This is a genomic window from Pseudomonas sp. PGPR N4 (assembly GCF_059693665.1).
The window spans coordinates 1,295,914-1,316,554 of record NZ_JCAUKV010000001.1 but is presented as its reverse complement, the minus strand read 5'-3'; the positions used below and the strand labels follow the sequence as shown (position 1 = coordinate 1,316,554).

Here is a 20,641-nt window from a genome sequence, read left to right as displayed (position 1 = left end):
ATTGCCGATTCATCCGGTTTTTTGGCTCAGATCCTGAAGAACTGTCTGTAGCAGCCTAATTGCTCACTGAGCATGTGGCTACCAGCGTGCACGGGGTGCCCGGCGGCCTTTGCAGTTCGTAACAGACGAGTTTCTGCAGGTTGCATGATGATATCTGCAACCAAGGCCCCGGCAGGCACGGCGGCAAGCTCTAGCGGAAGTGGATCATCCTCCGAGAGGCCTAGCGGCGTTGCGTTGATAACGATATCGGCTACCTCAAGGTGGTGTGGCTGAGCAAGCTCGCATCGGCCAGGCCAGTGCTGGTTTAGTCTGGCGAGCAGTGCATCGGCTTTCAGGGCATCCGGTTCCTGTAGATACAGTCGGCCCACCTCTGCTTGCAATAATGCGACAGCGATCGAACTACCCGCACCCCCACCACCGGCCAGTACGACGCGTTTCCCGATCAGGTCATACCCTTTGCGCTGAAGGCTCAAGGTAAATCCCGCGCCATCGAAGTTATCCGCTTCCCACCCGCCCTGTTCGTTGCGGCGCATTGCATTGGTGCTGCCAGAAACCTGCACGGCAACGCTCACCGACTCCGCGAAATCTCGAGCAGCAAACTTGTGCGGAATGGTGATCAGCATGCCGGAAAAATTATCCATCGCCTGGAGGCCACGTATCACGGTCGCGAGTTGCTCAGGCCTGGCATGCACCGCGATCATCACTGCGTCTACAGCTTCATCAGCGAATACTCTGTTGAGAAGCTCTGGAGCCTTGACCTGCTTCACTGGATCACCGATAACCGCAAAAATCCGGGTCTTGCCAGTTGGGCTGGGTATCAACAACTGTGACATCTATTCTCTCCTAGGGGGCTGTCCCAGGCTGCGTATCCCGCACCTAAGCGAAGCAGCAGGGTATGGCTCGCGAACGTATCAGCCCATTGGTGCGACCGAGCCGCTCGATTGAGTCAGAGGCTATGATATAGAAAAAGGAATTGAATTCCAGTTTATAAGCTGATTCCGATCTTGTCCGGCTTCTTTGAGCTAGTTTCGACTTTCGCAACTGACCGCCTTGGCTGACGAGCAAGCTCAAGGTGGTTGAGAGCGCCAGCGCGGTGAACAAGCAGCCCCCATCCAAGCCGGTTGTGCGGCCGGTCGGCCTTTACCAGGCGTTCCTGTTCTGGCTCAAGCTAGGCTTCATCAGTTTTGGTGGGCCCGCCGGGCAGATTTCGATTTAGCGGTGCATTTGACCGGCCTGCAGCGGTAGTCTCGGTTGCTGTCGCTATTGCCCTGTTCTGCTTCAAGCTAAAAGTGATCCAGGTTCTATTCGCTTGCGCCGGTGCAGGTTTGCCAGTCCATATGCTGTGGGTTTGATAGATGAGCGCGCTAGCGCAGTGACAGGCTAACGCTCGACTGCTTGCCAAGCATCACTGCCGCCGTTATCGCCGCTCGCGCCTGTGGGCTGTTCTTCCAGCAAGTTGACCCCAGCGCTGCCGAAGCCTGCGCCAGAATGTCGTCGACGCTCGAATCGCCCAACATCTGCAGTGACTCGATGCCCATCTGCTCAAGCCTGCTGATAACCGTCGGGCCTACGCCCTTGAGCGCCAGCAGGGCTGCGCGTTCCTCCGCTGAAAACGGCATGGATACATCCTGTCTCCGTGAGTTTCGCCAAGCTTCACTCATATTCGAGGCCACCACAATCGAGGCAAGAGCGCGAAGTTTTACGCTTGGTAATCTTGCTGATATCTGCGCAAATTTGGCAGGGATCTCTCTTTATCTGGCTTTAAAGTCCTGCTTACGTGCTTTGCGGTGTATAGTGGCGGGCGAGTCCTCTCTCTGGGTGGCTCATCAGTGAGGTATCAGCATGTCCCAGTCTGCGACCCATCACGCTCAACTGCGCTTGAATGAGCAAATTGAGCAGTTCTTGTCCAAGGGCGGCGAGATCAAGGAAGTGCCAAGAGGCGTCAGCGGTTTCAATCCTGCCGCGCCCAAGGTGCACTGGACCAAGGCTCAGGCTGCCAAGACGCCGTGAGTCTGCTGTAACAGGTGTCCTTCGGCGCGTGCGCGTTTGCGCTGCGCTGGCTGGACGCCGAATTGCGCGATTGCCGAATCACAGGCAAAGAAAACCCGCCAACGGTGGGCGGGTCTAAAGATCGTACGGAGCCTGTGTAGTATCTGGCCGGGCTTGTCAGTAAAACGTGAAGACGATGTAGCAAGATCATTCAGGTAATCTGCAGGCAAAAAAAAGCCCGCCGTAGGGCAGGCAAGGATTCTTGAAGGGAGCTCAGGCAGGGTGCAATGCCCTGGTTAAGTCGGGATTAACAGTTCAGCCGTTGACCTGCACCGATGATCGCTTTATACAGGCGAGCTATTCAAGGAGCCTGGTATGAGCGACGAACACGACCTCCACGAACCCGAACACGATCACCTGCTTGATCACGAATTCCTCTATGAAGACTTTGCGCCCGAGGCCGATGCCCAGGGTTTGCTGGATGAGGTCGAGGATGACGAAAGCACGCTCGATGAGAGCACCCTCGATGACAGCGACGATGAATACGACCATCCTGCCTGGCACGATGACGTAGACGACTGACTCACGCCAGCACGCAGATCAAGCCGAGGGCACGCACTCAGCGCCGATCCAGCGAGAACCTGCCAGCGCCCGTCACGGCGAGCAGCAGCAGACCACCGACAATGCTCATGTTCTTGAAGAACTGCGTCATGTTGGCGCTGCGCGCAGGCTCGACCATGTCCCAGAACGGGTGGCCGATCAACGCGGTGCCGACCACGAACAGCGCGAACAGCATCGCCAATGGTCGCGTGTAGAAGCCGAGAATCAGCACGATTGCGACGAAGAACTCCATGATCACTGCAATGGCTGCTGCCAGTGTCGGCGCAGGTGCACCTATCGAGGTGAAGTAGCTGACGGTGCCTTCAAAGCCTGTCAGTTTGCTCCAGCCCGAGAGCACGAACAGGATCATCAGCAGGATGCGTGCGAGCAGGATGATGGCATCGCGTTGACCGGCGAACAGGGTATAGCGCATGGCGGGGTACCAGTGAAGTTGGATGATTTCACTGTAGCAGGAGTTGCGAGCAATTCTTGCGCGCAAACAAAAGGCGCCCTGTGGGGCGCCTTTTACGCAATAGTGGTGCGAGTGGCGGGACTCGAACCCGCAAGGCTCACGCCGGCAGATTTTAAGTCTGCTGTGTATACCAATTCCACCACACTCGCACGCTTGAAAGGGTCTGCGCGACCGGCACGCTGTAATACAGGTGCTCTGCAATCAAGCGCGCTTTATAACCCATCGTTATAGATGCGTCAACAAAACACCCTCCATGCAGGCATTCCTGGCTGATCCCTGAGGGCTGTACTCAAAGCAATTGATAGTGCCATCAAGCCGCTGTTCACGACTTTTCAAGCGACCATGCTGCTCACTGCGAGCGAAATCACCAGCCTGAAGCGGCTCCGTCAGCTGGCTACTCGTCAAGAGCTTCGCTTAGCCTGTAAAGGGCGAGTAGACTCAACATTATGTTTATGCCTCAGCTTGTGGTGCCTGTGGAGTTTTCATGGTTTCAACCGACCCTCCGGACCAATCCGATATGACCGCCAACCGCTACGAGCAGCTCGTTCAGTCGGTGGTTGATTACGCTATCTATATGCTTGATCCCTCTGGCTACGTAGTGTCGTGGAACGCTGGAGCAGAGCGTATCAAGGGCTATAAGGCCGCCGAGATCATCGGCCAGCATTTCTCCGTATTTTTCACGCCTGAAGACTGTGCCCTGGATCGCCCCGAGCAGATCCTGCGCAAGGCCCTGGAGCATGGCGTTGCCCAGGAGGAAGGCTGGCGCGTGCGTCAGGATGGCACGCAGTTCTGGGCGTTGGCTGCGTTGGACGTGGTGCGTGATGAGCAGGGCCAGATCATCGGATTGGCCAAGGTTACGCGCGATATCACCGACCGGCGCGAGTCTGCGCTGCAGCTCGACGCGGTACGCGCGCAGTTGTTCCAGGCGCAAAAGCTCGAAGCCCTGGGGCAGTTGACCGGCGGGCTGGCGCATGACTTCAACAACCTGCTGACGATTATCCTCAGCTCGGCGCGGATGGCCAGCAACAGCCAGGATCCGCAGCGGGTTCAGCGCCTGCTGGAACACATCATCGATGCAGGGCAGCGCGGCACTCAACTGACTCAGCAACTGCTCAGTTTTGCCCGCCATCGCCAGTTGAGTTCGGCGAGCATTGCTCCGCTCGCGCTGATTGACTCGACCCGTGGTTTGATCGAGCACGCGCTACCCGGCAGCATCGAATTCGAGCAGCAGCTGGCGGCAGAGCTGCCGTTGATCCAGGCCGACCCTGGCCAATTGCAGATGGTTCTGCTCAATCTGCTGTTCAATGCGCGCGATGCGATCGAAGGTGCGGGGCGGATTCGCCTCGAGGTCGATTGCGTGCAACTGGCCGGTGAGGTCGAGGGCCTGCACGGGCCGTTCGTGCGGTTTAATGTGCAAGACTCCGGCGTGGGTATCGAGGCGCATGTGCTGCCGCGTATCTTCGAGCCGTTTTTCACCACCAAGCCGTTTGGCAAGGGCACCGGGCTGGGTCTTAGCCAGGTGTATGGGTTTGCCAAGCAGAGCAATGGTGCCATCTGTGTGTCCAGCAAGGTCGGGGAGGGCACCAGTATGTGCCTGTACCTGCCGGCGGTGCTGAGCCCCCCTTAACGCAAACCCGACAGGCAGCGGCCATGGTTGAAGTACTCAAGCGAGTCGAGACAGGTATCGAAGGGCTGGATGCTTTACTGCGTGGCGGCCTGGTCGCTGGCGCGTCCTACGTCGTTCAAGGCCCGCCTGGGGCCGGCAAGACCATTCTCGCCAACCAGTTGGCGTTTGGCCACGTGCGCAATGGCGGGCGGGTGCTGGTGGCCACTTTGCTTAGCGAATCCCATGAGCGGTTGTTCCAGTGCCTGTCGACGCTGGAGTTCTTCGACCCGGCGCTGGTAGGCGATCAGATCCAGTTTGTCAGCGCGTTCGACACCCTCGAACAGGAGGGCCTGGATGCCGTAGTGCGGCTGATGCGTCAGGAAATTGGCCGGCAGCAGGCCAGCCTGCTGATCGTCGATGGCCTGCTCAATGCCCGCATACGTGCCGAAACCACGCTCGACACCAAAAAATTCATCTCCGAGCTGCAAGGGCATGCCGCCTTCGCGGGCTGCACTGTGCTGCTGCTGACCAGTTCGCGTCTGCAGGAGGGCAGCCCAGAGCACACCATGGTCGATGGCGTCATCGACCTGGGCGAGACGTTGGTTGGCAGCCGTGCCGTGCGTACTATTCAGCTGCGCAAGACCCGCGGCAGCGCTGCGTTGTCTGGCTTGCACGAGTGCCAGATCGATAGCGCCGGGCTGACGGTGTTCCCGCGTCTGGAGGCGCTCTACAGCCATCCCAGCCATCCTGGCTCGGAGACAATGGAATCTATCAGCACCGGCTCGCAAGCGCTGAACGACATGCTTGGCGGTGGCGTCAGTATCGGCTCGACCACATTGGTAATGGGGCCTTCGGGGATCGGCAAAACCTCTCTGGGGCTGGCATTCGTAGCGGCTGCGTCACCTGTGCAGCCGGCGGTGCATTTTGGCTTCTACGAATCGCCTACCCGATTGCGCCAGAAGGCCAGTGCCTTTGGTTACGACTTCGCTGAGCTGGAGCGCTCAGGGGCTTTGCTGTTGAGCTGGCAGCCAACCACCGAGGGCCTGCTCGATCAGATCGGTGCGCGCTTGCTGAAACAGGTTGATAGCCTCGGTGCCAAGCGCGTGGTGATCGACAGCCTCGGTGCATTCAGCCGGCTGGCATTCGATCCGGCACGCATCAATGGCTTCTTCCGCGCCCTGATCGGCGAGCTGCGTGCCCGCGATGTGACGATGTTGATGACCTGGGAAATGCGTGATCTGTTTGGTGCCGAAGTCAGTGCGCCGTCACCCGACCTGTCGAGCATCGTCGATAGCCTGATCCTGACCCGATTCGTCGAACTCGATAGCCGGCTGCGGCGCATGCTGTCACTGCTCAAGGTGCGCGACAGTGACTACGACCCTGCGCTCCATGAGCTGTGCATGGGACCGAATGGGGTGGTTGTGCGCAAGGCTTTCGAAGGTGCCAGCGCAGTGCTTAGCGGCACGCCTACTCAGTCGGAGGGCGGCTGACAGTCCAGCGATGAAGACCATCTTGATCGTCGATGACGAATACCTGATTGCCGAGATCCTGGGTTATGCCCTGGAGGACGAGGGTTTTCTGGTGGAAAAGGCCAACAATGGCGAAAAGGCGTTGGATCTGCTACGCCAGAAGCCTATTGATCTGGTGATTACCGATTACATGATGCCGAAGAAGAATGGCCAGGAATTGGCCAAGGCGATTCGAGAGGATCCTGCGCTGGCACATTTACCGCTGATCTTGATGAGCGGCGCGCAAGCCGCGCAAGCAGATTGCAATTTGTTCGGTGCAGTATTTCAGAAACCATTTCATGCCAATGAAATGGTAGCCAAAGTGCGGGAGCTGCTGGGCGGCTGAGGGCCTGGCAAGATCCCGCATCGGCGGGCCGATCGGTCAAGCGCATCCGTGCGGCTTCAAGCGATGCAGGTTTCAGTGTTGCTCGTCGTGGGGCTTTTCCGGTGCGGGGCTGCCCGCCTGGATGCGTTTGAAAATCTCCTCGCGATGAACCTGAACATCTTTTGGCGCATCGATGCCGATCCTCACTTGCATCCCTTTGACGCCCAGAATGGTCACTTTGATATTATCGTCGATGACGATGCTTTCGCCGACCTTGCGGGTGAGTATCAGCATGTAGTTCTCCTTGGGTAATAACGAAAACCGTGCGGTCAGTTACCGCTGCGGCGGGAGCGTGTCCCTCTTCCTTCTCATTAAAGACGCTTTCGGAGGATAGTAATTCCCCCGTAAATAAAATCTGTTTCATGTCTCTAGCTGCAGGTGCCGGTTTTGCGGGTTGAAGTGCCCCGGCGGAGGTGCTCGGAGGCAAGAATAGGGGGCTTACGCGCAGATTGGAAATTTCTCTGCTTGATAGTGCATATAGACCCGCTCAATCGGACTCCTGCAGCGCCCGCAAAAAGTGCATCAAGGTCACTTCTTCGGGCTCAAGCCCCTGGCGAATGCGGGCTCGCGGCAGAGCACCGAGGCGCCCCAGCTGGAAGTGCTCAAGCACTGCCGGGTGGATGTAGCAGCGCCGGCACACTGCCGGCGTGTTGCCCAAGCGTGCGGCAACCTGACGCACAATCGCCGTGACCTGGCGCTTGGCTTCGGTTTCCGGCTCCCAGGCCAACGGCCGTAACAGATGCAGGGCCAGGCTGCTGCCGGCCCAGGTGCGGTAGTCCTTGGCGGTAAAGTCAGCGCCGGTCAGCTGTTGCAGAAACAGGTTGATATCGCTCGAGCCGATGCTGTGCCGCTCACCGTTGTCATCCAGATACTGGAATAACGTCTGCCCAGGCAGCTCCATGCAGCGTTTGACCAAGCCGGCCAGCCGCCGGTCGCGCAAGGTAACGTTGTGCTCCACGCCGCGCTTGCCCCTGAACTGAAAGCGAATGGTACTGCCCTTGACCTCGACATGATCGGAGTTGAGGGTGGTCAATCCATAGGAGTTGTTGTCGCGCATGTACTGGCGATTGCCGACGCGGATCAGGGTCGAGTCGAGCAGGCTGACCACCAGCGCCATGACCTTTTCCCGGCCCAGCCCTGGGCTGCGCAGGTGGGCGTCGAGCTGCTTGCGCAATTTGGGCAGCACCTGAGCAAAGGCCAGCATGCGTCCGTATTTATGCTCATCGCGCACTTCGCGCCATTGCGCGTGATAGCGATATTGTTTGCGTCCGCGAGCGTCGCGGCCGGTGGCTTGCAGATGGCCCTGCGGGTCGGCGCAGATCCACACGTCGGTGTAGGCCGGTGGGATGACCAGCGCCGCGATGCGCGCAAGCGTCGCCTCATCGCGCACCCGTTCACCGTCCGCGTCCAGGTAGATAAAGCGGTCACGCCATCGGCGTCGGCTCAGGCCAGGCTGGCTGTCGTCGACATAGTGCAGGGAACGGGGCAGCGGGCAATCGAGCATGGGGCGGTATCCAGCGACCAGGTGTCTGCTCAATGGACAACGCCGTTGGCGTGGATGCTCAGAGTAAAACAGCGACCGATTTGATTTGCGCCCATAGCGCCTGGCCCGGATGCACGCCGAGCTGGTCGGCGGAGTAACGGGTGATGCGCGCCAACAGCGTGGTGCCGGCCGCATCCAGACTGACCAGCAGATGGGCCGGGTTATCGGCGGCGCGCAGCTCACGCACGCGCACGGGCAAGCGGTTGAGAATGCTCGACTGGCTGTCTGCCGCCAAGGCCAGGCTGACATCGCGGGCCTGGATCTTCAGCCGGTGCGTGCTGCCAACTTGCAGCGAAGGATGGGCGATACGCAGCGGTTGGGCATCATTGCCGGGCAAGCGCAGGTCGAACAATTGATAGTGCGGATCATGGCCGACCACCAGCCCTTCCAGCACCACGCCGGCATCGTCGCCCTGAGCCAACGGCAGGTCCAGCCGCGCCAGTGTCTCGCTGATGGGGCCGCTTGCAAGCACCTTGCCCTGCGCCAGCAACACCAGGTAGTCGGCTAGTCGCGCCACTTCATCCTGGGCATGGCTGACGTAGACCAGTGGAATCTGCAGTTCTTCATGCAGGTGCTCCAGATACGGCAGAATCTCGCGTTTGCGTGGTCCATCCAGCGCTGCCAGGGGCTCGTCCAGCAGCAGCAAGCGCGGGCTGCTGAGCAGGGCGCGAGCGATGCCGACCCGCTGCGCTTCGCCGCCAGACAAGGTGGCTGGACGGCGCTCAAGCAAATGACCGATGCCCAGTAGCACACACGCCTGTTCAAGGCTGACCTTGCGCTGTGCCGCCGGCACCCGGCGCCAGCCGAACTCTAGGTTGGCGCGCACTGACAGGTGGGGAAACAGGCTGGCTTCCTGGAATACATAGCCGATCGGGCGCCGATGTGGGGGGAGGAAAAACCCGCTGGCACTGTCTTGCCACACTTCACCGTTGACCTCGATGTAGGCGCTCGCCGCACGCTCCAGACCCGCCAGGCAACGCAGGCACGATGTCTTGCCCGACCCGGAATGGCCGAACAAGGCGCTGATGCCTGAACCTGGCAGTTGCAGGTCGACATCCAGGGTGAAATCGTCGCGCGCCAGGGTCAGCCGCGCCAGTATTGAAGCTCTCATCTCAACTCCAGCCGGGCTTGCCACGGCGCCCCGCGTACAGCAGGAGCAACACCAGGAACGAGAACACCAGCATGGCTGCGGCCAGCCAGTGTGCTTGTGCGTAGGCCATCGACTCGACATGGTCGAAGATCTGCACCGACACCACGCGGGTCTTGTCAGGGATATTGCCGCCGATCATCAACACCACACCGAACTCGCCAACGGTGTGGGCAAAGCCAAGGATGCTGGCGGTGACGAACCCCGGCCGAGCCAGCGGCAGCACGACATGAATGAAAGTGTCCCAAGGGCTTGCACGCAGCGTGGCAGCGACTTCCAAAGGCCTTGATCCAATCGCGCTGAAGGCGTTTTGCAGGGGTTGCACCACAAACGGCATGGAGTACACCACCGAACCAATTACCAGGCCGGTGAAGCTGAATACCACGCTGCCCAGGCCCAGTGCCTGAGTGGCTTGGCCCAGCCAGCCGTGCGGGCCGAGGGCGATCAGCAGGTAAAAGCCGATCACCGTCGGCGGCAGCACCAATGGCAGAGCGACCACCGCGCCGACCGGGCCGCGCAACCACGAGCGGGTCCGCGCCAGCCACCAGGCAATCGGTGTGCCTATGACGAGCAGAATCAGAGTAGTCAGGCTGGCCAGTTTGAAGGTCAGCCAGATCGCTCCGAAGTCTGCAGCATCAAGCGGCATCAGATCTGATAACCATAGGATTTGATCACGGCTGTGGCCTTGGGGCCTTTGAGGTAGTCGATAAACGCCTTGGCAGCGGGGTTGTCCTTGCCCTTGTTGAGGACTACCGCATCCTGGCGGATCGGGTCATGCAGGCTGGACGGGACGATCCAGGCCGAGCCGTTTTCGACTTTGCCATCTTTGTAGATCTGCGACAGGGCGACAAAGCCCAGCTCAGCGTTGCCGGTGGAAACGAACTGGAACGCCTGGGTGATGTTCTGGCCTTCGACGAGCTTGCCTTTGGTGGCTTCAGTCAGGTTCAGCTTGGCCAGCACCTGAGTCGCTGCCAGGCCGTAGGGAGCGGTCTTGGGGTTGGCGATTGACAGGTGCTTGTAGTCATTTGTTTTCAGCACTTCGCCTTGCGCGTCGACGTAGCCTGGCTTGGCAGACCAGAGTGCCAAGGTGCCGATGGCGTAGGTGAAGCGCGAGCCTGCAACGGTCTGCTTTTCTTGCTCAAGCTTGGCCGGAGTGCTGTCATCGGCCGCCAGGAATACTTCGAAAGGTGCGCCGTTGTTGATCTGCGCATAGAACTGGCCCGTCGCGCCGAAGGAGGCCACAAGCTTGTGGCCGGTGTCCTTCTCGAAGTCTTTGGCAATCGCCTGGATCGGCGCGGTGAAGTTGGCTGCGACGGCAACTTGAACTTCATCGGCCCAGGCATTGGTGCAGGCGAGCAGGGTGGCCGCCGTCGCAGCCAGGTAGGACAAACGCAAACGCATGAGGCAACTCTCCGAGAGCAGGTTATCGTTATATACAGGACTATATAGCGAGAGTCGGCTCTACGGGAAGGGCCATAATCGCGGGATTGAATCAGCGCCCTAATTGCTCCAGCGCGCGCTCGGCAATGTCTCTGGTCAGCTCTGTCGCAGGCAGGTGTCGGCCAAGGCGCAAAGCCTGGCCGGCCCACAGATTGCTGAAGTCACTGCTGCCCGCGCTATCGCTGATCGTCCGCAGCGGCATCAACGCGCCGCCTGCCAGGGGGAAGGCGGGGGCCAGATCGCTCATCGGGCCAAGTTCGCGCATGATGCGGTTGTTGATGCCACGCGCGGGCCGCCCGGTGAACAGGTTGGTCAGCGCTGTGTCGCTGGCGGGGGCGGTATCCAGCGCCTGGCGGTGGGCTGCAGATACCTTCGCCTCCGGGCAGAACAGGTAGGCAGTGCCGATCTGCACCGCCGAGGCGCCAAGAGCCAGTGCGGCCACCAGGCCGCGGTGATCGGCAATGCCACCGGCGCCGATCACCGGCAGTCGCACTGCGTCGACAATTTGCGGGATCAAGGCGAAGGTGCCGATCTGGCTGGTGATGTCATCGCTGAGGAACATGCCGCGATGGCCGCCGGCTTCATAGCCCATGGCGATGATCGCATCGCAACCGTGCTGTTCCAGCCAGAGCGCCTCCTGCACCGTGGTCGCACTCGACAGCACTTTGGCGCCGGTGGCCTTGACCCGCTGCAGCAGGCTGGCAGTGGGCAGGCCGAAGTGAAAGCTGACCACCTGCGGGCGCAGTTCTTCAACCAGTTGGCAGCTGTGCTCATCGAATGGCGCACGGTTGGATACCGGCGTCGGCGCGGCGAAATCAGCGCCCAGCTCCTGATAATACGGCTGCAGGACCTGCTTCCAGCGCAGTGCGCGGGCTGCATCAGCGGGCGGCGGTTGATGGCAGAAGAAGTTCAGGTTCAAAGGCCCTGCGCAGGCGGCGCGGAACGCTGCCACTTCACTGCGCACCTGATCCAGGCTGAGCATGGCGCAGGGCAGAGCGGCCAGGCCACCAGCCGTGCCCACAGCGATGGCCATGGGTGAGCCGGTGGCTCCGGCCATCGGTGCTTGCAGGATCGGCACATCGATGCCGAGCAGATCCAGGATACGGCGGTCTGGCCAGTTGCTCATGTGCACTCCTGTCAACTCTGTTTCAACTCGGCGCCCAGCCAGGGCCAGGTTTACAGGGCCTTGCTGACTTTGATGTCGCTGATCTTGGCGACGTCATCGCCATGGATCTGTTGCAGCGCCAGGCGCGCCTGCTCTTCGGAGTTGTCCGGCATCACGGCGAAGTCGAAGCGTTGCTCGCCATCGAGCTTGTATTTGATCACGTACTTGATGTTCTGGGTCATGGCGGGCTTAACTCAGTTGCGACGACGAGCGACGCACGATTTTGATCTTGTGCGTGAAGGTTGGCTTGCGCGTGACCGAGATCGGCCGGGGCGTGGTCGTGTCGAGGGTGATGTTCCAAAAACCGGTGCTCGGCACGACGATCTTCGCCGGGAACTGGTCGAACGCGCCGCCATGGTAGGTGTGACGCCCGCCATTCTTGAAACTGCGGAAATTGGCGTCGTTCATCAGGCGAATGTTGCAGCGCTGGGAGCACTCGATCACGACAATGTCGTCCTCGTTGAGGTGCTCGCGCTGGTGTACGAATTTCATGTGATGCTCCGCAAAGTTTATTCGTGCAAATGCGCAAGATATCACGATGTAGCGGTACACTCCCGCCCCTGATGGCCGGGGTAGGGATAAATCCGCCAAAGCAGGGAGCAAACCCGCCCGGTTGTTGTCATACACATTCTTTAAAGCAGGCAGAGGTATTCCAATGAAGTGGGCGGTGGCGGCGATGACCTTGACTCTGGGCGGCTGTGTAAGTGTCGCTGAGCTGGAGCAATCGCGAGAAACCATGGATGTGATGTCTGGCAAGGCGCCTCAGGTGTACGCCGACTGTATCAAGGCCGAGTTGGCGAGTAGCCGCGACGCACTGGTGCAGGAAAAGCGCGGCGACGGCCTGCGTTTGATCGTGCCGCAGAAGCTGACCGCGGGTGCGGGTCCTGCTGCGTTGATTGACATCGACAAGCGTGGTAGCGGCAGCAGCATCAAGCTGCGCGAGCGGCTGAACAACTTCCCGCTGCGCTTGGGTGATGTGCGCGCAGCCACGACCAAATGCATCTCCGGACCTTGATCCAGCTCAGCTAAACGGCCATTTAGCGGGCCAATTGTCATGTTCTTGTCCGGTAGGCGTTGTTGCCTGCCGGAGGATAAGCCTACTATTTTTGTGCTTATACCTTTTAAGCCTAAGCTTATAACAAGGAAATGGAGCGTCCCGTGATGAATCCGTTGAGTCGTTTTGCGATCAGCACTGCGCTGATCCTGGCCTGGCCCGCGGCGCATGCCGCCGAAGGTCAGAAAATCTTCACCCAGGGTGGGGCCAACCCCGCTGCGATGGCCTGCCTGGGCTGTCATGGCCCCGATGCCAAGGGCATCGCCGCTGCAGGGTTTCCGCGGCTGGCCGGCTTGTCGGCCGGGTATCTGAACAAGCAGCTGCAGGACTTTCGCAGTGGCAGCCGCAAGCAGCCGGTGATGGAGCCGCTGGCCAAGGCCTTGAGCGCGCAGGAAGCCAAAGCCGTCAGCGAGTACCTGGCCAGCCTGCCGAGTGACCCGGCACCTGATCTGCGTCGCCAGCAGATTGCCACCGACCCGGTGTCGCGCTTGGCCCTGTACGGCGACTGGGGCCGGCAAATCCCGGGTTGTGTGCAGTGCCACGGGCCAGGCGGCAGCGGTGTCGGTGAGCACTTCCCGCCACTGGCGGGGCAGCCTGCGGCGTACCTGGTGGCGCAGCTCAATGCCTGGCGCGACGGCAGCCGTAGCAATGACCCCAATCAGTTGATGGTCGGCGTGGCCAAGGCCATGACCGATGCCGAGATCACGGCAGTTGCCGAATTCTTCGCCCATCCACTGGCCCAGGAGGTCAAGCCATGAAGCCGATCATTGCCACCCTGTTGTTGGCCATGGGTAGCGCCCAGGCTGCCACGCCGATTGCCATGGAAGATCAATCCCAGCTCAAGGTGCCCGGCACGCAGGCCGCAGTGCAGTTCGCGCCGCCCGCTGAAACCCAGATCCCGGACAACGCCTTTGGCCAGATGGTCCGCGAGGGCCATGCCTTGTTTGTCGATACCCGCCGGCTGATGCCCGAGGCTGTGGGCAACGGCATGAACTGCAGCAACTGCCACCTTGATCAGGGCCGTATGGCGTTTTCTGCGCCGCTGTGGGGCGCTTATCCGATGTACCCGGCATATCGCAAGAAAAATGACAAGGTCAACACCTTCGCCGAACGCATCCAGGGCTGCTTCCAGTTCAGCATGAACGGCAAGCCGCCTGCGGCGGATAGCCCGCAGATGACCGCACTGAGCGTTTACTCATACTGGCTGTCGACCAATGCGCCGACCGCGGTCGAGACACCTGGCCGTGGTTATCCCGAAGTGCCTCAGCCCAAGGGTGGGTATGACTTCAAACGCGGCAAGCAGGTGTATCGCGAGCAATGTGCGATCTGCCACGGCGATCAAGGCGAAGGCCAGCAGGTGGCAGGTGAATACGTGATGCCACCGCTATGGGGCAAGGACTCCTACAACTGGGGCGCTGGCATGCACCGGATCAATACGGCGGCGTCGTTCATCAAGTACAATATGCCACTTGGCAAGCCCGGCAGCCTCAGTGATCAGCAGGCATGGGATGTCGCTGCATGGATCAATCGCCACGAACGGCCGCAGGACCCGCGCCTGGTGGAAGGCTCAGTTGAAAAAACCCGATTGAAGTTTCATGCCAATGATGGCGTCAACCTGTATGGGCAAAAGGTCGAAGGCATGCTGATCGGGCAGGGGATAACCCGGTAACGCTTGCGGTAGACACTTCTGATGCGCGTCTTTTTGCGTATGCACTGGCGTGAAAATGACGCGCTTCGAAGCGGGTTCAGGGTTACCAGAGCCCGCTGTCAGCGGGCCAAACCTGCCGGCAACAAGCTGAATATTTGCGATCCGTTGGAACTAACTACACTGGGGTATCTCTATCATGGCAGCGGTCGCTTCAGGCTGGGCATTGTAAGGTGCGCGCCGCCTGATTAGACTGCGCCGAATTTCGTACGCTAAGCCCTTGTTAAGGACGTATATGATCAAGAAATGCTTGTTCCCGGCAGCCGGCTATGGCACCCGCTTCCTGCCAGCTACCAAGGCCATGCCCAAGGAAATGCTGCCAGTGGTAAACAAGCCACTGATTCAGTATGGCGTCGAGGAGGCACTGGATGCCGGCCTGAGCGAGATCTCCATCGTGACCGGTCGTGGCAAGCGCGCGCTTGAAGACCACTTCGACATCAGCTATGAGCTGGAAAACCAGATCAAAGGCACCGACAAGGAAAAATACCTGGTCGGTATTCGCCGTCTGCTCGACGAGTGCTCGTTCTCGTACACCCGTCAGACCGAAATGAAAGGCCTGGGCCATGCCATCCTGACCGGCCAACCGCTGATCGGCGACGAGCCGTTTGCGGTCGTGCTGGCGGACGACCTGTGTGTCAACCTCGACGGCGATGGCGTGCTGCAGCAGATGGTCAAGCTGTACAACCAGTTCCGCTGCTCGATCGTTGCCATTCAGGAAGTCGATCCGCAGGAAACCAACAAGTACGGCGTTATCTCTGGCGAGATGATCCGTGACGACATCTACCGTGTTAACAGCATGGTCGAGAAACCAGCACCGGAAGATGCCCCGTCGAACCTGGCCATCATCGGCCGCTACATCCTGACCCCGGACATCTTCCAGAAGATCCGTGAAACCGAGCCAGGCAAAGGCGGCGAGATTCAGATCACCGACGCGCTGATGAAGCAGGCGCAGGAAGGCTGTGTGATCGCCTACAAGTTCAAGGGCAAGCGCTTTGACTGCGGTGGCGCCGAAGGTTACATCGAGGCGACCAACTTCTGCTTCGAGAACTTCTACAAGGCTGGCAAGGCTTACTAAGCCTGCAGGCTTGCAGCCCGTATGAAAAACAGCCACCCTCTTGGGTGGCTTTTTTGTGGAGTCTGGATTGTGACTTACGATTTTGATCTGTTCGTGATTGGTGCCGGTTCCGGCGGTGTGCGTGCCGCGCGATTCGCGGCGGGTTTTGGCGCCAGGGTCGCTGTGGCCGAGAGCCGCTACCTAGGCGGTACCTGTGTCAATGTGGGCTGCGTGCCGAAAAAACTGATGGTGTATGCCGCCCACGTCGCTGACGAAATGGAGCAGGCTGCCGGCTTCGGCTGGACGCTGGAAGAGGGGCACTTCGACTGGGGCACGCTGATTGCCAACAAGAATCGCGAAATCGAGCGGCTCAATGGCATTTACCGCAACTTGCTGGTCAACAGTGGGGTGACCCTGCTTGAAGGCCATGCGCGACTGACGGGCGCCAATGAAGTCGAAATAGACGGTCAGCGCTACTCAGCCAAGCATATCCTCATCGCTACCGGCGGTTGGCCGCAGGTGCCGGACATCCCTGGCAAAGAGCTGGCGATCACATCCAACGAGGCGTTCTTCCTCAAGCAGCTGCCCAAGCGCATTCTGGTTGTCGGCGGCGGCTACATCGCGGTCGAGTTTGCCGGCATTTTCCAAGGGCTTGGCAGCGCCACCAGCCTGCTTTATCGCGGCGACTTGTTCCTGCGCGGCTTCGACGGCTCGGTGCGCACTCATCTCAAGGACGAATTGGACAAGCGCGGCGTTGACCTGCAGTTCAATAGCGACATTCAACGGATCGATCAGCAGGCAGATGGCAGCCTCAAGGCCACCCTCAAAGATGGCCGTGAGCTGCTCACCGACTGCGTGTTCTACGCGACAGGCCGCCGGCCGATGCTGGACAACCTTGGCCTGGAACACACGGGTGTGGAACTCGACGAGCGTGGCTTCGTGCGTGTCGATGATCAGTACCAGACCACTGAGCCTTCTATTCTGGCAATTGGTGATGTCATCGGTCGAGTCCAGCTCACCCCTGTGGCGCTGGCTGAAGGCATGGCCGTTGCGCGGCGTCTGTTCAAACCGGAGCAGTACCGACCGGTGGATTACCGGAACATCCCCACTGCGGTGTTCAGTCAACCGCCGATTGGTACGGTTGGCCTGACCGAGGAACAGGCCATTGAGGCGGGTCACAAGGTGCAAATTTTCGAAAGCCGCTTCCGAGCAATGAAGCTGACCCTCACCGAGATTCAGGAGAAGACCCTGATGAAGTTGGTGGTAGACGCCGATACCGACAAGGTGCTGGGTTGTCACATGGTCGGGCCAGACGCGGGAGAGATCATTCAAGGCCTGGGTATTGCGCTCAAGGCAGGCGCGACCAAGGCGCAATTCGACGACACTATTGGCGTGCACCCTACAGCGGCCGAAGAGTTTGTAACCATGCGCACGGCAATGCGCTGATCCTGCTGGTGGGGGCAGGGGCCGACCTGCCATCTGGAGGGGTCAAGCCGGCACACTCAGGTGGACCTCAGCGTGCAGTCCTGGAGCGGTTTCCGCGGCCTTGGCAGCCAGTCGGCGGCGGTCGGCTTTGAGTTGCGGTTGCGCTGCCAGCCGAGCACAAAACGACGGTCAGTGCAGGTGCTAGGGCAGTTCGAAGATGCCAGCGGTGGTGGCGCAACTGATCACCTGCAACTTGCCGGCGAATCAAGTGCTACGGGCCTGGTGGTGCGTCTGATGCGCAGTGATGGCGGCTTGCTGCAGTTGGGCACCACTCGGCATAACTTGGCCAGAGTGCGACCTGGGGACGACTTTGTGCGGATAGGCCTGCGTGCGGCGTATGTGCAGATTGCGCAGAGCGTTCGGCCCGGAGTGGCTAGGGCGCGTGCCACTGTGCTGCTTTCCTATGAATGAAAGGATCTATCGGAATGAGCTGCTTATAGCCAAAACCAATCAGCAGCATGAGCTTTGCCAATGAGCCATCGCCGGTTCAGGTGGTTAGTATTCTCCCCGTCAACCACTTCTTAATCCCATGACGGAGCTTCTCTCATGCCTATCATCAATAGCCAGGTCAAACCGTTCAACGCTACTGCCTTCCACAACGGCGAATTCGTTCAGGTCAGCGAAGCCGACCTGAAAGGCAAGTGGGCTGTCGTGTTCTTCTACCCAGCTGACTTCACCTTCGTCTGCCCGACCGAACTGGGCGACCTGGCCGACAACTACGCCGAGTTCCAGAAGCTGGGCGTGGAAATCTACGGTGTGTCGACCGACACCCACTTCACCCACAAAGCCTGGCATGACACTTCGGAAACCATCGGCAAGATCAAGTACCCGCTGATCGGTGACCCGACCCACGTCATCTCGCGCAACTTCGACGTGCTGATCGAAGAAGCAGGCATGGCTGATCGCGGTACCTTCGTGATCAACCCAGAAGGCCAGATCAAGATCGTCGAAATCAACGACGGTGGTGTAGGCCGCGACGCCAGCGAGCTGCTGCGCAAGGTCAAAGCTGCCCAGTACGTTGCCGCTCACCCAGGCGAAGTCTGCCCGGCCAAGTGGAAAGAAGGCGAAGCCACCCTGGCACCATCGCTGGACCTGGTTGGCAAGATCTAAGATCGTGCGCCAGTCGCGGGCGGTGAACAGCCGCCATAGCTGAAGTCATCACCGCCCCGCCAAACGCCCGGGCACTTTTGCCTGGGCGTTTTTGTTTACCCTGATTGCTCAAGGAATCGCCCGTATGTTGGACGCCACGCTTAAATCGCAACTGAAAACCTACCTGGAGCGGGTCACCCAGCCGATCGAGATCGTAGCCTCCCTCGACGACGGTGCGAAGTCCCGCGAAATGCACGACCTGCTGGTGGAAATTGCCGGCCTGTCGGACCTGATTACCTTGAATAAGGACGGCAGCGACACGCGCCGGCCCTCGTTCTCGCTGAACCGCCCGGGTGCTGATATCAGCCTGCGCTTTGCCGGCATCCCCATGGGCCACGAATTTACCTCACTGGTGCTGGCACTGCTGCAAGTCGGCGGCCATCCGTCCAAGGCCAGTGCCGAAGTGATCGAGCAGATCCAGGCGCTGCAAGGCGACTTCACTTTTGAAACCTACTTCTCGCTGTCGTGCCAGAACTGCCCGGACGTAGTCCAGGCGTTGAACCTGATGGCGGTGCTCAACCCGAATGTGAAACACGTGGCCATCGATGGCGCGCTGTTCCAGGACGAGGTTGAAGCACGCAAGGTCATGGCCGTGCCGAGCATCTACCTCAACGGCGAAGTGTTTGGCCAGGGCCGCATGGGCCTGGAAGAGATTCTTGGCAAGATCGACACCAGCTCTGGCACACGCCAGGCCGAGAAGATCAACGCCAAAGACGCTTTCGATGTGCTGGTGGTGGGCGGTGGCCCCGCCGGCGCCGCAGCTGCAATCTATGCTGCGCGCAAAGGCATCCGTACCGGCGTTGCCGCCGAGCGTTTCGGCGGCCAGGTGCTCGACACCATGGCGATCGAGAACTTCATCTCGGTGCAGGAAACCGAAGGGCCAAAACTGGCCTCGGCGCTGGAAGAGCACGTCAAACAGTACGACGTCGACATCATGAACCTGCAGCGCGGTGAGGCATTGATCCCGGCTGCTGCTGGCGGCCTGCACGAAGTGCGGCTGGCCAGCGGCGCTTCGCTGAAGGCCAAGACCGTGATCCTTGCCACCGGTGCACGCTGGCGCGAGATGAACGTGCCTGGCGAGCAGCAGTACCGCGCCCGCGGTGTTGCCTACTGCCCACACTGCGATGGCCCGCTGTTCAAGGGCAAGCGCGTGGCGGTGATCGGTGGCGGCAACTCAGGTGTGGAAGCGGCCATCGACCTCGCCGGTATCGTCGCTCAGGTGACATTGATCGAGTTCGACAGCCAGCTGCGTGCCGATGCGGTGTTGCAGCGCAAACTGCACAGCCTGGCCAACGTCAAGGTGATCACCAGTGCGCTGACCACCGAAGTGTTGGGGGATGGCGAAAAGGTCAACGGCCTTCGTTACAAGGACCGCAATAGCGATGAGCTGCATGACATCGCGCTGGAAGGGATCTTTGTACAGATCGGCCTGCTGCCCAACACCGATTGGCTCAAAGGCACGGTCGAGCTGTCGCCGCGTGGCGAGATCATCGTCGACGCCAAGGGCCAGACCAACATCCCTGGTGTGTTCGCTGCCGGGGACGTCACCACCGTGCCGTACAAGCAGATCGTGATTGCGGTGGGCGAGGGTGCCAAGGCCTCGCTGTCCGCCTTCGATCACCTGATCCGCAGCTCGGCGCCGGCCTGACGTAGACGCCTGCTGCGCTGGCTGGGTTCAGCCTTCCAGCAGCGTCAGGCGTTCTTCCAGTGCTGCAATTCGTGCCTCCAGCGCGCTGATACGTTCTTCAGCGATGCTAGGGGCCGAATTGCGTTCAGCGCCGCCTTGCTGGCGCGCCGCAAGAATAGCCTCGATCTCTGCCGGATCACCCAGCGCGTGGGTATAGCGGTCTTCCCGCTGCCCAGCCTGACGCGGCAGATGAACCGCTAGCTCACGTGAAATCAAGCGCTCGAGCTGATGCTGGACCTGTTGGTCATCCTCGAACTCATGCAAGCGGTTGCTGCGGGTCAACAACTCGTTGATCGTCTGCGGCCCGCGCAAAAACATCAAACCCATCAGCACCAGCTGCGCGGGCACCAGTTCCAGCGCCTTGTCGACGCGTTGCTCCCAGCGGTCGGCGCGACTGCCCATCTGCAGTTTGGTAAAACCACGCCCTTCGAGCGCCCGCAGCGCCTGGCCAACCTGGCCCTGAGAGAGGTTCATCACCGGTTCGCGGCTGGTTTTCTGGTTACAGGCAACCACTAGCGCGTTGAGGGTCAGGGGGTAGGTTTCAGGGCTGGTGGCCTGCTTTTCGATCAGCGATCCGAGGATGCGGATCTCGGTGCTGTTGAAGCGGCCTTCACTTGCGTTGTGTTGTTCTGACATGGCCCTGTCTCGTTGC

Annotated in this window: 25 protein-coding genes, 1 tRNA gene and 1 pseudogene; 14 read left to right on the top strand and 13 right to left on the bottom strand. The window is 60.1% G+C overall.

The features are described from left to right. Positions 1–26: 26 nt before the first annotated feature. Positions 27–833 carry a shikimate dehydrogenase family protein gene (locus AC58X1_RS05895; protein ID WP_150571741.1) on the bottom strand — a complete coding sequence of 269 codons (807 nt, stop codon included), beginning with the start codon at positions 831–833 and terminating at the stop codon, positions 27–29. 239 nt (positions 834–1,072) lie between these two features. On the opposite strand from AC58X1_RS05895, the pseudogene AC58X1_RS05890 reads away from it, so the two are divergent. Next, a pseudogene (locus AC58X1_RS05890) lies at positions 1,073–1,213 on the top strand (chromate efflux transporter); the annotation flags it as partial. Positions 1,214–1,364: 151 nt separating this feature from the next. Here the strand turns inward: AC58X1_RS05890 and AC58X1_RS05885 are convergent. Further along, positions 1,365–1,619: a helix-hairpin-helix domain-containing protein gene (locus AC58X1_RS05885; RefSeq protein WP_497428504.1), complete on the bottom strand. Its 255-nt coding sequence runs from the start codon at positions 1,617–1,619 to the stop codon at positions 1,365–1,367. Between the two features lie 223 nt (positions 1,620–1,842). On the opposite strand from AC58X1_RS05885, the gene AC58X1_RS05880 reads away from it, so the two are divergent. After that, positions 1,843–2,010 (top strand): hypothetical protein, encoded by a 168-nt coding sequence (locus tag AC58X1_RS05880; RefSeq protein WP_178080775.1) that lies wholly within the window; start codon positions 1,843–1,845, stop codon positions 2,008–2,010. Between the two features lie 354 nt (positions 2,011–2,364). Next, a complete protein-coding gene (locus AC58X1_RS05875) occupies positions 2,365–2,571 on the top strand; it encodes a hypothetical protein (RefSeq protein ID WP_150568829.1) in 207 nt (68 codons plus the stop codon). A 37-nt stretch (positions 2,572–2,608) separates the two neighbouring features. Here the strand turns inward: AC58X1_RS05875 and AC58X1_RS05870 are convergent, their stop codons facing one another. Both AC58X1_RS05870 and AC58X1_RS05865 read right to left on the bottom strand, forming a co-directional pair. Beyond that, the gene (locus tag AC58X1_RS05870) at positions 2,609–3,022 is read right to left on the bottom strand and encodes a DoxX family protein (RefSeq protein WP_150571742.1); all 414 of its coding nucleotides are present in this window, start codon (positions 3,020–3,022) and stop codon (positions 2,609–2,611) included. A gap of 103 nt (positions 3,023–3,125) precedes the next feature. Further along, positions 3,126–3,210: transfer RNA gene (locus AC58X1_RS05865), tRNA-Leu, on the bottom strand. A 335-nt stretch (positions 3,211–3,545) separates the two neighbouring features. Between AC58X1_RS05865 and AC58X1_RS05860 the strand changes: the two genes are divergently transcribed. Genes AC58X1_RS05860 through AC58X1_RS05850 form a run of 3 tightly spaced genes read left to right on the top strand, consistent with a single transcriptional unit; the run spans position 3,546 to position 6,521 of the window. Next, on the top strand, positions 3,546–4,688 hold the full coding sequence (locus AC58X1_RS05860) for a two-component system sensor histidine kinase NtrB (protein ID WP_220633889.1): 1,143 nt from the start codon (positions 3,546–3,548) through the stop codon (positions 4,686–4,688). Between the two features lie 23 nt (positions 4,689–4,711). Continuing rightward, the gene (locus AC58X1_RS05855) at positions 4,712–6,157 is read left to right on the top strand and encodes an ATPase domain-containing protein (RefSeq protein ID WP_497428503.1); all 1,446 of its coding nucleotides are present in this window, start codon (positions 4,712–4,714) and stop codon (positions 6,155–6,157) included. 10 nt (positions 6,158–6,167) lie between these two features. Further along, positions 6,168–6,521: a response regulator gene (locus AC58X1_RS05850; RefSeq protein ID WP_101320697.1), complete on the top strand. Its 354-nt coding sequence runs from the start codon at positions 6,168–6,170 to the stop codon at positions 6,519–6,521. Between the two features lie 72 nt (positions 6,522–6,593). Here AC58X1_RS05850 and csrA read toward each other — a convergent pair whose 3' ends face one another. The 8 genes from csrA to AC58X1_RS05810 all read right to left on the bottom strand — a co-directional run bounded on the left by csrA (position 6,594) and on the right by AC58X1_RS05810 (position 12,347). Further along, on the bottom strand, positions 6,594–6,794 hold the full coding sequence (csrA, locus tag AC58X1_RS05845; protein ID WP_101320695.1) for a carbon storage regulator CsrA: 201 nt from the start codon (positions 6,792–6,794) through the stop codon (positions 6,594–6,596). A 253-nt stretch (positions 6,795–7,047) separates the two neighbouring features. Further along, a complete protein-coding gene (locus tag AC58X1_RS05840; protein WP_188036266.1) occupies positions 7,048–8,064 on the bottom strand; it encodes a DNA topoisomerase IB in 1,017 nt (338 codons plus the stop codon). A 58-nt stretch (positions 8,065–8,122) separates the two neighbouring features. Next, positions 8,123–9,214, bottom strand: coding sequence for a molybdenum ABC transporter ATP-binding protein (gene modC, locus AC58X1_RS05835; protein ID WP_150571746.1), 1,092 nt, complete (start codon positions 9,212–9,214; stop codon positions 8,123–8,125). 1 nt (position 9,215) lies between these two features. Then, positions 9,216–9,896, bottom strand: coding sequence for a molybdate ABC transporter permease subunit (gene modB / locus AC58X1_RS05830; protein ID WP_101320689.1), 681 nt, complete (start codon positions 9,894–9,896; stop codon positions 9,216–9,218). Continuing rightward, the gene (gene modA, locus AC58X1_RS05825; RefSeq protein WP_497428502.1) at positions 9,896–10,651 is read right to left on the bottom strand and encodes a molybdate ABC transporter substrate-binding protein; all 756 of its coding nucleotides are present in this window, start codon (positions 10,649–10,651) and stop codon (positions 9,896–9,898) included. The genes modB and modA overlap by 1 nt, the downstream gene beginning before the upstream one ends. A gap of 91 nt (positions 10,652–10,742) precedes the next feature. Beyond that, positions 10,743–11,816 carry an NAD(P)H-dependent flavin oxidoreductase gene (locus tag AC58X1_RS05820; RefSeq protein WP_497428501.1) on the bottom strand — a complete coding sequence of 358 codons (1,074 nt, stop codon included), beginning with the start codon at positions 11,814–11,816 and terminating at the stop codon, positions 10,743–10,745. Between the two features lie 50 nt (positions 11,817–11,866). Then, positions 11,867–12,037: a hypothetical protein gene (locus AC58X1_RS05815; protein ID WP_178080774.1), complete on the bottom strand. Its 171-nt coding sequence runs from the start codon at positions 12,035–12,037 to the stop codon at positions 11,867–11,869. A 7-nt stretch (positions 12,038–12,044) separates the two neighbouring features. Continuing rightward, entirely contained in the window at positions 12,045–12,347 is a 303-nt protein-coding gene (locus AC58X1_RS05810) for a DUF1883 domain-containing protein (RefSeq protein WP_497428500.1), read from the bottom strand. 163 nt (positions 12,348–12,510) lie between these two features. On the opposite strand from AC58X1_RS05810, the gene AC58X1_RS05805 reads away from it, so the two are divergent. The 8 genes from AC58X1_RS05805 (at position 12,511) to ahpF (ending at position 19,950) form a co-directional block, all read left to right on the top strand. Then, a complete protein-coding gene (locus tag AC58X1_RS05805) occupies positions 12,511–12,870 on the top strand; it encodes a hypothetical protein (RefSeq protein WP_497428499.1) in 360 nt (119 codons plus the stop codon). A 146-nt stretch (positions 12,871–13,016) separates the two neighbouring features. Further along, the gene (locus tag AC58X1_RS05800; RefSeq protein WP_497428498.1) at positions 13,017–13,667 is read left to right on the top strand and encodes a c-type cytochrome; all 651 of its coding nucleotides are present in this window, start codon (positions 13,017–13,019) and stop codon (positions 13,665–13,667) included. Further along, positions 13,664–14,578 (top strand): c-type cytochrome, encoded by a 915-nt coding sequence (locus tag AC58X1_RS05795; RefSeq protein ID WP_101320677.1) that lies wholly within the window; start codon positions 13,664–13,666, stop codon positions 14,576–14,578. Before AC58X1_RS05800 ends, AC58X1_RS05795 begins: the two co-directional genes overlap by 4 nt. A gap of 271 nt (positions 14,579–14,849) precedes the next feature. Next, positions 14,850–15,689, top strand: coding sequence for a UTP--glucose-1-phosphate uridylyltransferase GalU (gene galU / locus AC58X1_RS05790; RefSeq protein ID WP_101320675.1), 840 nt, complete (start codon positions 14,850–14,852; stop codon positions 15,687–15,689). Between the two features lie 69 nt (positions 15,690–15,758). Then, the gene (gene gorA / locus AC58X1_RS05785) at positions 15,759–17,114 is read left to right on the top strand and encodes a glutathione-disulfide reductase (RefSeq protein ID WP_150571749.1); all 1,356 of its coding nucleotides are present in this window, start codon (positions 15,759–15,761) and stop codon (positions 17,112–17,114) included. A 33-nt stretch (positions 17,115–17,147) separates the two neighbouring features. Continuing rightward, positions 17,148–17,564: a fimbrial protein gene (locus AC58X1_RS05780; protein WP_497428771.1), complete on the top strand. Its 417-nt coding sequence runs from the start codon at positions 17,148–17,150 to the stop codon at positions 17,562–17,564. Positions 17,565–17,699: 135 nt separating this feature from the next. Then, positions 17,700–18,263, top strand: coding sequence for an alkyl hydroperoxide reductase subunit C (gene ahpC / locus AC58X1_RS05775; RefSeq protein WP_101320669.1), 564 nt, complete (start codon positions 17,700–17,702; stop codon positions 18,261–18,263). Between the two features lie 124 nt (positions 18,264–18,387). Further along, positions 18,388–19,950 carry an alkyl hydroperoxide reductase subunit F gene (gene ahpF / locus AC58X1_RS05770; protein ID WP_150571750.1) on the top strand — a complete coding sequence of 521 codons (1,563 nt, stop codon included), beginning with the start codon at positions 18,388–18,390 and terminating at the stop codon, positions 19,948–19,950. 27 nt (positions 19,951–19,977) lie between these two features. Here ahpF and AC58X1_RS05765 read toward each other — a convergent pair whose 3' ends face one another. Further along, positions 19,978–20,625 carry a YceH family protein gene (locus AC58X1_RS05765; RefSeq protein ID WP_259072938.1) on the bottom strand — a complete coding sequence of 216 codons (648 nt, stop codon included), beginning with the start codon at positions 20,623–20,625 and terminating at the stop codon, positions 19,978–19,980. Positions 20,626–20,641: the final 16 nt, after the last annotated feature.

What these genes read in the sequence shown, in the direction of transcription:
- AC58X1_RS05795 (WP_101320677.1), top strand. Translation starts at nt 13,664, where the DNA reads ATGAAGCCGATCATTGCCACCCTGTTGTTGGCCATGGGTAGCGCCCAG.
- AC58X1_RS05810 (WP_497428500.1), bottom strand. Translation starts at nt 12,347, where the DNA reads ATGAAATTCGTACACCAGCGCGAGCACCTCAACGAGGACGACATTGTC.
- AC58X1_RS05800 (WP_497428498.1), top strand. Translation starts at nt 13,017, where the DNA reads ATGAATCCGTTGAGTCGTTTTGCGATCAGCACTGCGCTGATCCTGGCC.
- AC58X1_RS05850 (WP_101320697.1), top strand. Translation starts at nt 6,168, where the DNA reads ATGAAGACCATCTTGATCGTCGATGACGAATACCTGATTGCCGAGATC.
- csrA (WP_101320695.1), bottom strand. Translation starts at nt 6,794, where the DNA reads ATGCTGATACTCACCCGCAAGGTCGGCGAAAGCATCGTCATCGACGAT.
- modA (WP_497428502.1), bottom strand. Translation starts at nt 10,651, where the DNA reads ATGCGTTTGCGTTTGTCCTACCTGGCTGCGACGGCGGCCACCCTGCTC.
- AC58X1_RS05815 (WP_178080774.1), bottom strand. Translation starts at nt 12,037, where the DNA reads ATGACCCAGAACATCAAGTACGTGATCAAATACAAGCTCGATGGCGAG.
- ahpC (WP_101320669.1), top strand. Translation starts at nt 17,700, where the DNA reads ATGCCTATCATCAATAGCCAGGTCAAACCGTTCAACGCTACTGCCTTC.
- modC (WP_150571746.1), bottom strand. Translation starts at nt 9,214, where the DNA reads ATGAGAGCTTCAATACTGGCGCGGCTGACCCTGGCGCGCGACGATTTC.
- AC58X1_RS05855 (WP_497428503.1), top strand. Translation starts at nt 4,712, where the DNA reads ATGGTTGAAGTACTCAAGCGAGTCGAGACAGGTATCGAAGGGCTGGAT.
- AC58X1_RS05840 (WP_188036266.1), bottom strand. Translation starts at nt 8,064, where the DNA reads ATGCTCGATTGCCCGCTGCCCCGTTCCCTGCACTATGTCGACGACAGC.
- AC58X1_RS05820 (WP_497428501.1), bottom strand. Translation starts at nt 11,816, where the DNA reads ATGAGCAACTGGCCAGACCGCCGTATCCTGGATCTGCTCGGCATCGAT.
- AC58X1_RS05860 (WP_220633889.1), top strand. Translation starts at nt 3,546, where the DNA reads ATGGTTTCAACCGACCCTCCGGACCAATCCGATATGACCGCCAACCGC.
- AC58X1_RS05805 (WP_497428499.1), top strand. Translation starts at nt 12,511, where the DNA reads ATGAAGTGGGCGGTGGCGGCGATGACCTTGACTCTGGGCGGCTGTGTA.
- AC58X1_RS05880 (WP_178080775.1), top strand. Translation starts at nt 1,843, where the DNA reads ATGTCCCAGTCTGCGACCCATCACGCTCAACTGCGCTTGAATGAGCAA.
- galU (WP_101320675.1), top strand. Translation starts at nt 14,850, where the DNA reads ATGATCAAGAAATGCTTGTTCCCGGCAGCCGGCTATGGCACCCGCTTC.
- AC58X1_RS05765 (WP_259072938.1), bottom strand. Translation starts at nt 20,625, where the DNA reads ATGTCAGAACAACACAACGCAAGTGAAGGCCGCTTCAACAGCACCGAG.
- ahpF (WP_150571750.1), top strand. Translation starts at nt 18,388, where the DNA reads ATGTTGGACGCCACGCTTAAATCGCAACTGAAAACCTACCTGGAGCGG.
- AC58X1_RS05895 (WP_150571741.1), bottom strand. Translation starts at nt 833, where the DNA reads ATGTCACAGTTGTTGATACCCAGCCCAACTGGCAAGACCCGGATTTTT.
- AC58X1_RS05885 (WP_497428504.1), bottom strand. Translation starts at nt 1,619, where the DNA reads ATGCCGTTTTCAGCGGAGGAACGCGCAGCCCTGCTGGCGCTCAAGGGC.
- modB (WP_101320689.1), bottom strand. Translation starts at nt 9,896, where the DNA reads ATGCCGCTTGATGCTGCAGACTTCGGAGCGATCTGGCTGACCTTCAAA.
- AC58X1_RS05870 (WP_150571742.1), bottom strand. Translation starts at nt 3,022, where the DNA reads ATGCGCTATACCCTGTTCGCCGGTCAACGCGATGCCATCATCCTGCTC.
- AC58X1_RS05875 (WP_150568829.1), top strand. Translation starts at nt 2,365, where the DNA reads ATGAGCGACGAACACGACCTCCACGAACCCGAACACGATCACCTGCTT.